This window comes from Actinokineospora spheciospongiae (assembly GCF_003182415.1).
GTDB lineage: Bacteria > Actinomycetota > Actinomycetes > Mycobacteriales > Pseudonocardiaceae > Actinokineospora > Actinokineospora spheciospongiae.
In genome coordinates, this window is sequence record NZ_QHCP01000004.1 from 614,210 (window position 1) to 627,664 (window position 13,455).

The 13,455-nt window shown below is 73.5% G+C and carries 10 protein-coding genes and 1 pseudogene; 3 read left to right on the plus strand and 8 right to left on the minus strand.

Annotated elements, in window-relative coordinates:
- Positions 1 to 23: 23 nt before the first annotated feature.
- From DFQ13_RS13370 to DFQ13_RS13380, 4 genes and pseudogenes are all read right to left on the minus strand, one after another.
- Complete coding sequence (locus DFQ13_RS13370) at positions 24 to 506, minus strand: DUF2690 domain-containing protein (RefSeq protein ID WP_052021367.1); 483 nt, start codon at positions 504 to 506, stop codon at positions 24 to 26.
- A 119-nt stretch (positions 507 to 625) separates the two neighbouring features.
- Positions 626 to 2,350, minus strand: coding sequence for a DUF6801 domain-containing protein (locus tag DFQ13_RS34420; protein WP_407643166.1), 1,725 nt, complete (start codon positions 2,348 to 2,350; stop codon positions 626 to 628).
- Between the two features lie 115 nt (positions 2,351 to 2,465).
- Positions 2,466 to 3,860 (minus strand): annotated as a pseudogene (locus DFQ13_RS34995) (beta-ketoacyl [acyl carrier protein] synthase domain-containing protein); the annotation flags it as partial.
- Between the two features lie 465 nt (positions 3,861 to 4,325).
- On the minus strand, positions 4,326 to 6,428 hold the full coding sequence (locus DFQ13_RS13380; protein ID WP_181399962.1) for a PKD domain-containing protein: 2,103 nt from the start codon (positions 6,426 to 6,428) through the stop codon (positions 4,326 to 4,328).
- A gap of 586 nt (positions 6,429 to 7,014) precedes the next feature.
- On the opposite strand from DFQ13_RS13380, the gene DFQ13_RS35000 reads away from it, so the two are divergent.
- Positions 7,015 to 7,377 (plus strand): aldo/keto reductase, encoded by a 363-nt coding sequence (locus DFQ13_RS35000; RefSeq protein WP_233438388.1) that lies wholly within the window; start codon positions 7,015 to 7,017, stop codon positions 7,375 to 7,377.
- 137 nt (positions 7,378 to 7,514) lie between these two features.
- Here DFQ13_RS35000 and DFQ13_RS13390 read toward each other — a convergent pair whose 3' ends face one another.
- The 4 genes from DFQ13_RS13390 to DFQ13_RS13405 form a co-directional block, all read right to left on the minus strand.
- Positions 7,515 to 8,066: a TetR/AcrR family transcriptional regulator gene (locus DFQ13_RS13390; RefSeq protein ID WP_233438403.1), complete on the minus strand. Its 552-nt coding sequence runs from the start codon at positions 8,064 to 8,066 to the stop codon at positions 7,515 to 7,517.
- Positions 8,067 to 8,129: 63 nt separating this feature from the next.
- On the minus strand, positions 8,130 to 9,398 hold the full coding sequence (locus DFQ13_RS13395) for a DJ-1/PfpI family protein (protein WP_110080023.1): 1,269 nt from the start codon (positions 9,396 to 9,398) through the stop codon (positions 8,130 to 8,132).
- A gap of 25 nt (positions 9,399 to 9,423) precedes the next feature.
- On the minus strand, positions 9,424 to 10,368 hold the full coding sequence (locus DFQ13_RS13400; RefSeq protein WP_035284603.1) for a GlxA family transcriptional regulator: 945 nt from the start codon (positions 10,366 to 10,368) through the stop codon (positions 9,424 to 9,426).
- 66 nt (positions 10,369 to 10,434) lie between these two features.
- On the minus strand, positions 10,435 to 11,730 hold the full coding sequence (locus DFQ13_RS13405; protein ID WP_110080024.1) for an alpha/beta hydrolase family esterase: 1,296 nt from the start codon (positions 11,728 to 11,730) through the stop codon (positions 10,435 to 10,437).
- 270 nt (positions 11,731 to 12,000) lie between these two features.
- Between DFQ13_RS13405 and DFQ13_RS13410 the strand changes: the two genes are divergently transcribed.
- Entirely contained in the window at positions 12,001 to 12,522 is a 522-nt protein-coding gene (locus DFQ13_RS13410; RefSeq protein WP_110080025.1) for a YlcI/YnfO family protein, read from the plus strand.
- A 70-nt stretch (positions 12,523 to 12,592) separates the two neighbouring features.
- Entirely contained in the window at positions 12,593 to 13,438 is an 846-nt protein-coding gene (locus DFQ13_RS13415) for a DUF4097 family beta strand repeat-containing protein (protein ID WP_110080026.1), read from the plus strand.
- The last annotated feature ends 17 nt before the right edge of the window (positions 13,439 to 13,455 follow it).

Genomic DNA, 13,455 nt, shown 5'->3' on the forward strand with positions numbered 1-13,455 from the left:
GACGGCTGTCCCTCGCGGATCTGCTAGCAGCCGCTGGACTTCAGCGTCACGTCCCACTCGCCGCCCGACCAGTCGGCGAGCCCGTAACCGCAGTTGTCGCCGGGGGAGTAGACCATGTTGCCGTAGTGCAGGCCCGCGCTGGAGGAGGCGAGGAACTGCACCTGCTTGCCCCGGGTCTGGTCCCACGCGTCCAGTTGGAGCTTCCCGTCGCTGCGGGTGCTGCCACCGGCGTAGTTGCCCACGTACATCCAGTTCGTCTTGCAGACGGTCGAGTACTTGAGGATGAACAGCCCCTTGCTGGTCGACTTGGTGACCGCGTTGATGGCGCTCGAGGCGCAGCCGGTGGCCACCGGGTCCCTGTTGTCACAGCCCGTTCCGCTGCACGTGACCGCCACCCCCACGGCGCCGGTCGTGGAAGCGGTGGTGGCGGAGGCGGGTTGCGCGAGCAGCACGGACGGCAGCGCGAGTGCGGCCACCAGGCTGAACTTGGCGATTGTGCGGTACATGGGTTCCTCCCCTGTCGTTCGGATCGAACGATTCGACGATGACCCCGTGCGCTGCAAAACCGCGGAAAGCCCGCGGAAGGACTTTCGGCACCGGTCGATCGGCGGGGCGAGCCCGGTCGTCAGCTCCTGGGCGTGAGCGACAGGGTGTTGCAGCCGGAAGTCCGCGTCCACCCCGCGGTGAGCGTGCCGCCGGACGGGGTTCCGGTGACCTTGCCGCTGGTGGGCGGCAGTTCGCCGGTGGCGGTGCCGGACAGGGCGGTGGTCGCCCCGGCCTTCACCAGTCGCGAGCTGCCCGCCGTGGTGAACGCGAAGTGCGTCGGGTCGCCGGGGGTGAACCGGACCGAGGCGAACCGGGGGTCCTGCCCGGGGCGGGTGGCGCACCTGAGGTCGAACGCCTCGCTCATCGAGCCGTCGGCCTTGACCGCGGTGAGGGTCGCCGCGACACCGCCCACCGACCAGCTCAGCACGCCCGGCACCGCCGAGGTCGCCGGGTCCAGCACCGCGGTGCCGGGCACGTCGAGCGGGGCGGCGGTGCCCTGCGGCACGACCACGTCGAACGGCTGCACGTAGGTCCGCGTCCTCGCCGGGGCGCCCTCGAAGGAGCGGGTGACCGGCAGCCGCAGTTCACCGCGCAGGCGGGCCGCGCCGATCAGGTGCAGGCCCTGGACGGTCGTCTCCGACAGCCGGAAGCTGGTGGTCGTCGTGCTCGCGGGCGTGGTCGACCCCACCGGCAGTTCGGCGGGCAGGTCCACGCGGGCGCGCACCTCCTGGGGTTGGGGGCCGATCAACGGGAACGCGCAGTCCTGCACTATCCCCGGGACCTCCGCGTCGGCGAACCGCACCGAGGCCAGGCGCGGGTCCTGCCCGGAGCGCATCGTGCAGGTGGAGGTGAACGAGCCGAGCCCGGTCTCCTGCTCCCGGCCGTTCAGCGGCGTCAGCTCCATCGTCAGGTCGCCGATCTCCCACTCCAGGACGCCCGCGGTGGTGCCGGTTTCCGGTGCCAGCCGGGTCCGGCCGCCGAGGGTGAGAGCGCTGCCCTCGGCGGGGACCGGGGTGTTGGGCAGGGCGAACCGGTATTCGGTGCGGCTGCGGACCACCCCGTCGGCGACGACGGTCACCGGCAGCCGCAGGGTGCCGCGCACCTGGGTGGCGTCCACCAGTGCCAGGCCCGAGGTGAACAGCGGTGGGAAGGTGACCGCCAGGTCCAGGTCGGTGGCCGGGGTGCTCGCACCGGTCGGGAGCCGCGCGGGGAGCTGGGTCGTCGCCCGCACGCCGGTGGTCTGGTTGCCGATGAGCGGCATCGGGCACTCCTGGGCGGTCACCGCCCCGGCGGGCTGGGTGGCGCCGCCGAAGGAGGTCCGGGCCGCCCCGGTCCGGGCGCGCTCGGGCACCGTGCAGGCCGTGTTGAACGAGCCGAGCCCGGTCGGCGTGCCGTCGGCCCGCTTCGGGGTGAGGAACGCCCGCAGGCCGCCGACCCGCCAGGTGAGCACCGTGGGAGCGGTCTCGGTCACCGACGGGATCGGGACCCCGCCGACGATCTGGATCGGACCGGGGGGACCCGGCACGGGCACCCCGGCCAGCGGGATCTCGTGGTCGATTGAGATGACCCGCCCGTCGGAGTGGGTGCCGGTGAGCGGGACCGTGATGGTGCCGTCCAGCGTCTCCGCGCCCACCAGGAACAGCCCTTGGCGGACGGCGGCGGGGAAGGTGACGGTGAAGGTCGCCTGCGTCGCGGGGGTGGGCTGGTCCAACGGCGCGGTCGTCGGCAGGTCCACCAGGCCCTCCACCCGCACCGGCTGCTCGACCAACAGCGGGAACGGGCAGGACTGGGGGGCGAAGATCATCTGCGGGCCGGTTGCCACCCCGGCGGGCGCGGCGGCGGCCGGTCCCGGTGCGCCGAGGGCGCCCGCGACCACGGCCAACGCGGTGAGCAGGGTTCTGGTTCGCACTGTGCTCCTAGCTCCAGAGGAAGGGCAGGGTGGTGCCTCCCGGGGCCGAGACCCCGCCGACGACCCGGGGCCTGCCTGGCGGCGTTCGTTGATCGAGGCGGTCAGGGACAGGTCCGCCGCGGGGGTCAGGTCGATCGGCTCGCCGTCGTGCCAGAGGTGGGCCAGCGGGACCTGGGGCATGCCGTCGAGTGGCGTCCCGGTGCCGTGCGCCTCGACGTAGTCCACCGTGCGGGGCGACACGCCCGCCTCCCGGTACGCCCGGGCGAGCAACCGCTCCTGCGCCACCGGGTTCGGCGCCGTGATGCCGTTGGACCGGCCGTCGGAGTTGACCGCGCTGCCGCGCAGCACGGCCAGCACCCGGTCACCGTCGGCCAGGGCGTCCGGCAGTCGCTTGAGGACGACCACCCCGCAGCCCTCCCCGCGCATGATCCCGTCGGCGGACGCGTCGAACGGCTTGCACCGCCCGTCGGCGGCGAGGGCGCCCGCGAGGTGGAAGTTCGCGGTGATCCCGGGCGAGAGCAGCAGGTTCACCCCACCGACCAGCGCCGCCGACGCCTCGCCCGCGCGCAGTGCCCGCACCGCCAGGTGCACGGCGACCAGCGAGGACGAGCAGGCGGTGTCCACGGTCATGCTGGGGCCGTGCGCGCCGAGGGCGTAGGAGAGCCGGTTGGCGGCGAGCGAGGCGGCGGCACCGGTGCCCGACCACGCGTCGACGCGGTCCAGGTCGGTCATGGTGAGCTGCGCGTACTCGGTGGCCGACAGCCCGACGAAGACCCCGGTGTCGGTGCCGCGCAGGGCCTTCGCCGGGATGCCCGCGTTGCCCAGGGCTTCCCAGGCGACCTCCAGCAGCAGCCGCTGCTGCGGGTCCATCCCCTCGGCCTCGCGCGGGCTGATCCCGAAGAACTCCGCGTCGAAGGCGGACACGTCCGCCAGGTGACCGCCCGCGGGGCAGGCCGTGGTCGTCGGCTCGCGGGGCGAACTGCGCCCAGCGGCCCGCCGGGACCTCGCTGATCGCGGTTTCACCACCGGTCAGCAGCGACCAGAACCGCTCGGCCGTGGGTGCCCCCGGGAACCGGCAGGCCAGCCCCACCACCGCCACCGGCACCCCCGGTTCGCCAACCGGGGCCTCGGCGTCGGGTGCCCGCCGCGTGCCACCCGCGATCGTCCTGGCCAGGTCCGCGATGGTCGGGGCGGTCCAGACCAGGGTGCTCGGCCGCTCCTCGCCCGTCACCTCGCCGATGCGGGCCGCGAGCACGGTCGCCGAGCGCGACGACACCCCGAAGTCCCGCAGCGGCCGCTCGAACTCCGCCGCGGCGACCGGGCGCCCCAGCAGCTCCGCGAGCCACTGGTCCAACCACGCCCGCCACTGCTCCTCGGTGCGCGGAATGCCGGACGGGTTCGCCATTGTCGTGTGCCCTTCCCCTTCGGACGGCGCCGGGTGTTCATCGGCTCCACGTGCTCGCCGCCGGACTCGAATGCCACGAGGATGGGTCACCCCGAACAACGCTGTCAATGGGATGGGCAGGTGCAGATAACAACATTATCCGAATGGGGCAGCATTTTGTCATCGAATGTGGGGTGATTCGAAATTTTTGGCACATCGCGCGCACTGGCGCTCTGACCAGGGTGGATGCACCGCTTTGCGTGGAGGCGGCGTCATGGTTCGCGCGTGGGAACCCCATGCTCGCTGCTGGCGTGAACTGCAATAACATCATTATCTGACATTGGGTAAATCTTTGCCCGCAGGGTGGCGGAAAAGTTTTCGCATTTTGGGCGGGCCCGAAACGGGCATTGCCCCGGCCGCCAGTGGCGGCCGGGGCAATGCGGTGGCGTTGTCCCCGGGACGATCACCCCGGGGGCGCCGCGGGGATCAGAAGCCCATCCGGCAACCGGACACGATGATCTCCTGTCCGAGCAGGGTCACCACGCGCACCGCGTACTGCGCGCGTTGCCCGTTCGGGCCGACCACCGTCTGGTTCACGTGGACGGTCGCCACGCCCGGGATGCCGATGCTGGCGGGTCCCGTGCCGATCGGCGTGCCGTTCAGCGTGCCCACCCGCGACGAGCTGGACAGCCCCGACTCGTTGGCGATGCAGCTCGTCTCGATGTCGGACAGGGTGATCGCGCCGCCCAGCAGGCTCGCGCTGGACACCTCGGCCCCGGCGTCGGTGCGGCCGGTCTGGACGTCGAGGAAGCAGTCCGCGTGCAGCGCCTGCACGGAGGCCAGGCCGAGCACGTTCAGCGAGGCGGTCGTCTTGTCCGAGGACGGCGGGCAGGTGGCGTGCGGGGTCTTGGCGATGGTGAGCAGGCCGGAGGCGCTGATCGACCACGCTTCGGCCCGCACGTACGACACCAGCTTGACCACGGCGGTGGCGGACCCGCCGTCGTCGTCGGTGACCGTCACCAGGACGTTGTGCGCGCCGACGCCGGTGTAGGTGTGCGACGCCGTGCACGTGCCCGAACCCGCGCCCTGCGCCACGGTCCCGGTCGCGACCGGGGTGCCGTCGGCGAAGTCGACGGTGCAGGTGTGGGTGTCGTGCGTGGCGATGTCGGTGAACGGCGCGGTGACGCCGATCGGCGTGCCGCGCAGCACCAGCGTGCCGTTCGCGGGCGCGGAGATGCCGACCTGGGGCGCCACGTTGGTCAGCGTCAGCGTGGTCGTGGCGACCACGTCGGGGTGCAGGCTGTCGTTCGCGACCAGCCGCAGGGTCCACACCCCGTCGTCATCGCAGGTGACGGTCGTGTTCAGCGAGGTCGGCGCCGAGAAGGCGCACGTCGCACCCGCGTCCACACCGGACAGCGGCACCGCGCTCCACTGCGTCGCCAGGCTCGGCCCGTCGGGGTCGACGACCGTGCCCGCCAGGGCGACCGGTGTGCCCTCCTGACCCGAGTACGGGCCGCCGGGGATCACCTCCGGGGGATCGTTGACGATCACGGTGGTGCAGTCGGTGACGGTGCCCGCGCCGCCGCCGTCCGTGCCGCGCGCGGTCACGCACAACTGGTGGGTGCCGGAGGTGAGCGCAGCGGTGTCGACGGTGTAGCCCACCGACGCCGGACCGGTCTGCGGCAGGCCGGGCGTGATGTTGGTGATCGCCGTGGGCGCCCCGTTGTCCACGCTCAGGGTCAGGTTCGTCAGCGTCGAGTTGATGATCCCGGGCACCACGTTCGGCAGGTTGGCCGGGTCGGGCACCGCGGTGCACGTGCCGCCGGTGAGGTCGGCGATGGCCTGGAGGCTGGCGTTGTACGCGCCGCCGTTGCACGCCGAGCCGGGGCCCACGGCGAAGGTGTAGTAGTCGACGTTGGCGGGCACCGCGCCCGCGACCCCGGTCACGTCACCGGAGGCGAACCCGTCGGACAGGAACAGCACGACCTTGCGGGCCTGCGTCTGGGCGCCGGTGACCGTCGTCGCCGCCTGCACGGCCGGGACGAAGCTGGTGCCGCTGGGGAACGACTTCGGGGTGAACTGCTGCACCCCGCCGATCACCGCGGAGTTCACCGCCTCCTCGACGTCGCGGGCGCCGTTGCCGTTCTCGTCGGACTCGGGGGCGGTCAGCAGTTGGTCACCACCGATCGGGCGCACGTCCACGGTCGCGGCGTCGGAGCCGAACACGACCGCGCCGACGCTGCCCACCACGGTGTTGGGTGCCGCCGCGATGGCGTTGAGGTTGGTCACGGCGGTCTGCTCGCAGGTGAGGATCGTGCCCGCCGCGCACCCGGCCGCGGTGCTGCCGGAGACGTCCACGACGTAGGTGAGCGCGGTGTCCTTGACCGCGACCCCCGTGCCGATCGCCGCCGTGCCGGTGACGGTCACCGGCCCCTGCGGCACCACCGTGCCCGCGGCCGGGCTCGCGACGTCCACCGAGATGCTCGTGCCGCCGGGCAGGTTGCCGTCGACGGCCATCGCCTGCACCCCGCCTGCGACCACGGCGGCGACCGCCACCGCGGTCGCCCCGATCATGCGCTTGGATCTCACATTCCCACGCCCCTTCACTGATGTGCTCTCGCGCAGGGGAAATCGGCGTGGTGTGACCCGGGTTACTAGGCTATTCCAGTGAGTTGCGCTCTGTCGCGGGCCGCGCCCGGATGGCCCTGCCTCGCTGCTCCTTGCGGGGAGGCGGGGACCGGGCGAACCGACGCGCGGTGGGTGCGCGGCCTGTCAATCCGCCACTCGATCCCATCGTCCACAGAGGACTCTACTCCGCGCGGGGTCACCCTCGCCGGGCGGGTGCCGCCCGCGGCGCACCGCTGATTCTGTACTTGCGGGTCCATTTTTCCCGCTGCACCGTGGCGGGCATGGCACTGGACAACCACTTCCTGCTGGGCCGTTCCGGGCTCCGCGTCAGCCGCCTGGCACTGGGCACGATGAACTTCGGCACTGGCGGCTTCCACGCCGCGTACGGCAGGACCGAGGACGAGGCCCGGCCGATCCGGCGCCGCTACCTGGACGCGGGCGGCAACGGCCGCAAGCACATGCTCCGCGCGGTCGAGGCGTCGCTGCGGCGCCTGCGCACCGACCACCTCGACCTGTCCTGCTGCACACCTGGGACCGGATCACGCCGGTGGAGGAAGTGCTGCGCACCTTCGACGACCTCACTAAGGCGGGGAAGATCCGGTACGCAGGGCTGTCCGACGTGCCCGCCTGGTACGCCGCGCGGGCGCAGACCCTCACCGAGGCCCACTCGCTCGTGCCGATGATCAACGTGCAACTGCCCTACTCCCTCATCGAGCGCACCGTCGAGACCGAGCACGTCCCGGCCGGGCAGGCCGTGGGGCTCGGCGTCACGGCGTGGAGCCCGCTCGGCGGCTTCCTCACCGGCAAGTACCGCCCCTCCGACACCGGCTTGACCGGCGAGCAGCGTGGAGCAGCTCGGCGCGTCGCTGGCGGCGCTCGACTTCGAGCTGCCCGCGCGGCTGCGGGCTGACCTGAACGAAGCAGCGCTGTGCCCCCGGCGTCGGTCTACCGAATGTTCACCCCTCAGTACCAGGAGTGGCTGGTCAGCCCCGGTGCCAAGGTCGGGGACAAGCCCGCCTTCTACCACCCGGTGGTGCGCAACTGGGTTCAGCGGTAGGTGCGCAGGTAGTCCAAGCACAGGTCCAGGACGGATTCCAGGTGCGCGGGAGAACCCGTCGACAGCAGGATCACCACCCCGCCCTGGATCGCGGCGATCAGCGCACCGGCCGCGGCGTCCGGGTCGACGTCGCGGCTGATGTCGCCGCTGCCCTGCATCTGCTCGATGCCGACCCGGACGTGGTGCTGCCACTGGCCCAGGAGCTGCCGGGTGACCGCCTGCGCGGCCGGGGTGTGCCTGTCCGCCTCGGTGATCAACACCCCCAGCGGGCAGTGCGCCCCCTGCTCCCGGTAGCGCTCGACCACCGCGTCCCGCCACCGCCGCCACGCCGCCCACGAGGTGAGCTGCCCGAGGTGCGGCTGCTGGTCCCGCAGCACCCGGTCGGCCTCCCACTGGGCCACCGCCAGCAGCAGTTGCTCCCTGCCCCCGGGGAAGTAGTGGAAGAGTTGGCTCTTGCCGGTGCCGCTGCGCCGCCCGACGTCGTCGAGGGTGACCGCGCCGATGCCGCGCTCGCGGATCTCCGCGACCGCCGCCTCCACGATCCGCTACCGGGTCGCGGCACCCTTCTTCGTGAGCACTGGCCCTCCTCGGATGCCCTCACCAGTCTACTTTCCCCCGTCCGACGCTTTCCCCTTGTCCCGCCGGGCGATCAGCAGGCCTGCGGTGCCCGCCACGAGCACGGTGAGGACCAACAGGACGGTGGGGCGCCACGGCCACGGGCCGCCCGTGAGCGCCAGGTGCGCGGTCGGGTACTCGATGAACTTGCCGGCGGCCGTCGCACTCGCCCGGTCCGCGGTGACCGCCAGGTCGGTCAGCGCGGCGTCGAACCCGCGCACCCGGCTCACCGGCACGTCGTGCTCAGCGGCCCACCGGGTCAGCGCCGGGTCGTCGGCGGTCAGCACCAGGCGGTCGAGGTCGGCGGGTGCGGCGGCCAGCAGGCGCAGGCCGTGCCGGGTGCGCGTCTCGCCCGCCACGGCCACCGGGACGGTGCGCTGGGCGAACGACGAGCCGGAGTACACCTCCAGGGCGGCGGCCAGGTCCAGTTCGTCCACCCCCGGGCCGACCCCGACCCCCGTGGTCGCCCGCCCCCACGGGAAGGCCGCGTTGAGCACGTACGGCAGGTCGGCGGGGGAGTACCCGCGCGCCGGGATGTCCAGCCCCGCCGCGCGCGACCAACCCGGGTACGCCGCCAGGGCGCCCGCCCGCTCGGCCTCCTCCGGCCCGGCCAACCGCTCGACCACGCGCAGCGCCCCGACGACCCCCGAGCTGACGCCCGCCGTGGTGATGACGTCACCGTCTTCGACGTACCGCCTGCCCGCGACCCAGTCCACGGCGGGGTGGTCATCGCGCATACCGTCCACAGCGGACCAGAACGTGGTCGCGGAGCGGCCGTCGAGCACCCCCGCCTCGGCCAGCACCTTGGCCCCGCTGCACACCCCCAGGACGAGCGCGCCCCGGTCCGCCTGCCGCGCCACCCACTCCCGCAGCGCCGCCTCGCCCGGCCCCGCCCAGTCGACGACCGCGGGCACGACCACCACGTCCGGCGCCTCGACCTGGGCGAAGGTGTTGTCCGGCACGACGTGCAACCCGCCGGAGAGGGTGACCGGCGACAGCTCCTGGGCCACCACCCGCACCCCGAACCGCGGCGACCCGGCGAACACCGAGTACGGGGCGAGCACGTCGGCGGCCACCGAACCGGTCGCGCCGACCGCCACGGCCACCACCAGCCGGTCCGGTGGCACGGGTGCGGTGGCGGGCCAGTGGCCCGGCGGCGGTTCGGGGAAGCCCTCCGCCATCGACGCGGTCACGCCGAGGGCGGCGGCACCGGCGAACAGGGTCGCGGCGACGACGCCGCCGAGCACGCGGAAGCGCATGGGGTCCTCTCGGGAGAATCGGGTGTCAGGCGCGCAGCGACGACGGCGGGGCGCCGTGGCGTTCGCGGTAGAGCCTGCGGAGTTGGCGGGCGTCGCGGAAGCCGGTGCGGGCGGCGACCGCGGACACGGTCAGGTCGGTCGCGGTCAGCAGGTCCTCGGCCATGGCCAGGCGCAACCGCTGGTGGAACTCCAGCGGGGTGATGCCGGTTGCCGCGGTGAACGCCCGGCTCAGGCCGCGCGGCGACAGGTGCACCCGGGCGGCCAGGTCGGCCAGCCGGTGCGGCCGGTCCAGGTGCTCGGCGATGTGGTCCTGCACGGCGTGCACCGCCTCGTCGACGTGCGCCCGGGAGCTCAGGAACGGGCTCAACTGCGCCCCACCGCCGGGCCTGCGCAGGTACACGACCAGCGCGCGGGCGACGGCCGCGGTCGTGGCCGGGCCGTGGTCGCGGTGCACCAGCGACAACGCCAGGTCGATGCCCGACGCGACGCCCGCGCTGGTGCTGACCGGGCCGTCGTGGGTGAACAGCACGCCGTCCTGGACCTTCGCCCGGGGGTAGCGCGAACGCATGGGCTCCAGCAGCTCCCAGTGCGTCGTGCAGCGGCGGCCGTCCAGCAGACCGGCCTCCCCGAGCGCGGCCGCCCCGCTGCACACGGCGGCGAACTCCGCACCGGCCGCCGCCGACCGCCGCAGCCAGGTCACCAGTTCCGGGTCGACCCGCACCCCGGTCCGCTCCAGCCGGGGGCCGGGGACCAGCACGAGGTCGCCCGCGGACACATCCGGCAACGGCCCCAGGTCCGCCAGCCGCAGCCCCTGCGCGCTGTCGACCCGGTCCGCCACCGCGGCGTACTCCAGCCGGTAGGCCGCGCCGCGGTGGTTCGCCGCGTCGAAGACCTGCACCGGCCCGGCCAGGTCCAACAGGTTGACCGCGGGCTGCACCACCACCACGACCCGTCGCGCTCCGCTGTCCACACCGCGACGGTATGCCCGGGGGCGCGGACAGCGGTGGTCCGCGTGCGGACGGATCAGGTCACGGGGTCAGGAGACCGGCAGGGTGTACCGGGAGACGAAGTCCCAGATGGCCTCGTTGGCGTCGAGGTCGCGGCCCGCGATCCCGAGCGACGGCACGGGGTACGGGTCGCCACCGGGCCAGGCGTGCCCGGCCCCGACGACCTGGAACAGGACGACCGGGGCACCCGCTGCGCACCCGGTGTAGTCGTGCCGGACGGCGGTGGTGCCGTCGTCGGGGTCGGTGTCGGGCAGGGGCGTGGCGACCGGCTCGGGTGCGCACCCGTTGTGGGCCGCCCAGAACGCGGCGGCGGGGGCGGTGGTGCTGTAGCGGACCAGCGGGTCGGCGTCGCCGTGGATCATCGCGATCGGGATCTGCCGCGCGGGCGCGCAGCCCCGCGGGTCGTTGAGCTGGCCCGAGACCGGGGCGAAGGCGGCGAAGACGTCGGTGAGCACGCAGGCGGTCAGGCTGGTGAAGAACCCTCCGTTGCTCATCCCCGAGGAGTAGGTGCGCCGCGGGTCACCGCCGAAGCGCTCGTGGACCTCGGCCGCGAGGGCGCGCACGAAACCCGGGTCGTCGACGTCGGGGACGGGCGGGCCGCCCAGGACGCCCTGCCACCCGGTGCCGTAGTGCTCGGGGATGACGAGCAGGTAGCCCCGCTCGTCGGCGTGCGGGGTCAGCTTGTCGTACTGCTCGGCGACGGCCGGGGTTTCCAGCAACCCGGGGAAGTGGAACAGGACGGGCAGCCCCCGCGCCCCGCCCCGCCCGGCGGGCACGTGCACGACGGCCCTGCGGTCCTGCCCGGCGTGGCGCAGGGTGACCGCGTGGTTGCCCGCGTCCAGGACGCGGTCGACCACGGTGATGGTGGCGAGGACGAGGTTCCGGCTCCCGGCCCTGGTGATCTCCACCAGCCCCGACCACCGGATCGTGTCGTCGGCGACCCGGCTGACGCCCCCGGACACCTGGGCCTTGACCCGCACGCCCGCGGCCGGGTCGTCCAGGGTGACCTCGCCCGCCAGCCCGATCGCGCCGCGGCGCAGGTCGAACGCGGCCGTCACCCCACCGGCGAGCCCCGCCCGCCCGCTGACCCGCTCGGCGCCGTAGTCGGCGATGTCGTCCAGCACGGCGACACCGCCGTCGACGACGGGCGCGGCGACCCGGTAGGCGGGCACCGACGGCAGGCCCCCGGTCGTCACCTCGACGTGGTCGGCCACGGGCTCCGGGGCGGCTTCGGCGGCACCGCTGCCCGACCCGGTCAGGGCGGTGACCGCGACACCCGCCACGGCCAGGCACGCGAGCGGGCGCCACGACGGTCGAACCACCACGGGGACCTCCAGTTGATGCCGGGGCGCCCATGCTGGCACCGCGCCGACCCGTGGCTCTAGTACCGCACCGAACAACTTCGGCGGAGGGTTGTGGCGGGCGTGACGAACGCGCCGCCCAGACCCCCGCCCACCTCCAGAGCCTCCCGGGTCGTCGGATGGCACCGCTTTGACCAGCACATTTCAACGGTGGCGCGTCAACTGGTGCCGCCATGGCATCATCCTGAGCCAAGATGGCTTGCCGTGGTGCCACGCGTGTGCCATGCTTGTGCCATGGACCTGACCTCCTATGTGGGCAACCTCGGGCGTGAGTTCGCCACGCTCGCCGAAGCCAGCGGCGACGAGGCGCGGCTGCTGGTCGAGCGGCTGACCGGGTCGCTCGAGTCGGCGATCCGGATGACGCTGCTGGAGGCGCTGTCCGCCGCGGCCGACGAGATCACCCGGGACCTGGCCCCCGGCTCGGTCGAACTGCGCCTGCGCGGCCGCGACCCGAACTTCGTCGTGACCGCACCGCCTGCCGAACCGACCGAGGCCGCGGTCGAGGAGGACCCGGCGGCGGCCGACGGCGGCCCGCTGATCGCCGAGGACGGCCCCAGCTCGCGGATCAACGTGCGCCTCCCCGAGCAGCTCAAGGCCGCGGTCGAGGAGGCCGCCGCCAAGGAGGGGCGCTCGGTCAACGCCTGGCTGGTCCGCGCGGCCTCGACCGCACTGCAACGCTCCGACCGCGACCAGCGGCCCGAGCAGCGCACCGGTGCCAAGCGGGCCCAGCAGCGCCTCACCGGCTGGGTGCGCTAGCCCCACCGCTTTCCCACACGCGTCCCTGACCTGCGGGGACGTGTCACCGACCCATGACGAGGGGACAGCCATGCCCATTTTCGACACACCCGAACCGATCTCCGTCACCGTCGAACTCGGCACGGGCAACGTGCGGATCACCGCGAGCGACCGCGCCGACACCTCCGTCGACGTCCGCCCGAGCGACGAGTCCAACGACTCGGACGTGCAGGCCGCCGAACGGGTCCGCGTCGACTACGCGAACGGGGTGCTCCAGGTCGTGGGGCCGAAGTCGCGCGCTTTCGACTTCTCCCGCAAGACCAGGTCGGTGGAGGTGTCCATCGCCCTGCCCAGCGGCTCGCAGGTGACCGGCGAGGTGCAGGTGGGGGACCTCAACGGCACGGGCAGGCTCGGCGAGTGCCGGTTCAGGACCTCCGCCGGGAACGTCCGGCTGGAGCGGACCGGCTCCCTGCGCGTGGACACCGCGGCCGGGCACGTCACCGCGGACGGCGTCGCGGGCAACGCCGAGGTCCACACCGGCTCCGGCAAGGTCCGCATCGGCAACACCGACGGCTCCGTGGTGGTCAAGAACTCCAACGGCGACACCGCGCTCGCCGGGGTCACCGGCGACGTGCGGGTGCGCTCGGCGAACGGCGACATCTCCGTCGACCGGGCGGGCGCGGGGGTCGAGGCGAAGACGTCCAACGGCAGCATCCGCCTCGGCGAGGTGGCCCGCGGCTCGGTCGAACTCGGCACCGCGATGGGCGACCTGGACATCGGCATCGCCGAGGGCACCGCCGCCTGGCTGGAGGTCAACACCGGCTTCGGGCAGGTGCGCAACCTGCTGGAGAACGCCACCAGCCCGGGGGAGTCCGACGAGACCGTCGAGGTGCGCGCGCAGACCTCGTTCGGCGCCATCACCATCCGCCGCTCCTGACCCGCTCTCCCCACCCC

Bases quoted from the DNA above. Each gene is read 5' to 3' on its own strand.
- DFQ13_RS13415 (WP_110080026.1), top strand. From the start codon at position 12,593: ATGCCCATTTTCGACACACCCGAACCGATCTCCGTCACCGTCGAACTC.
- DFQ13_RS13410 (WP_110080025.1), top strand. From the start codon at position 12,001: ATGGACCTGACCTCCTATGTGGGCAACCTCGGGCGTGAGTTCGCCACG.
- DFQ13_RS34420 (WP_407643166.1), bottom strand. From the start codon at position 2,350: ATGATCTTCGCCCCCCAGTCCTGCCCGTTCCCGCTGTTGGTCGAGCAG.
- DFQ13_RS13370 (WP_052021367.1), bottom strand. From the start codon at position 506: ATGTACCGCACAATCGCCAAGTTCAGCCTGGTGGCCGCACTCGCGCTG.
- DFQ13_RS13395 (WP_110080023.1), bottom strand. From the start codon at position 9,398: ATGCGCTTCCGCGTGCTCGGCGGCGTCGTCGCCGCGACCCTGTTCGCC.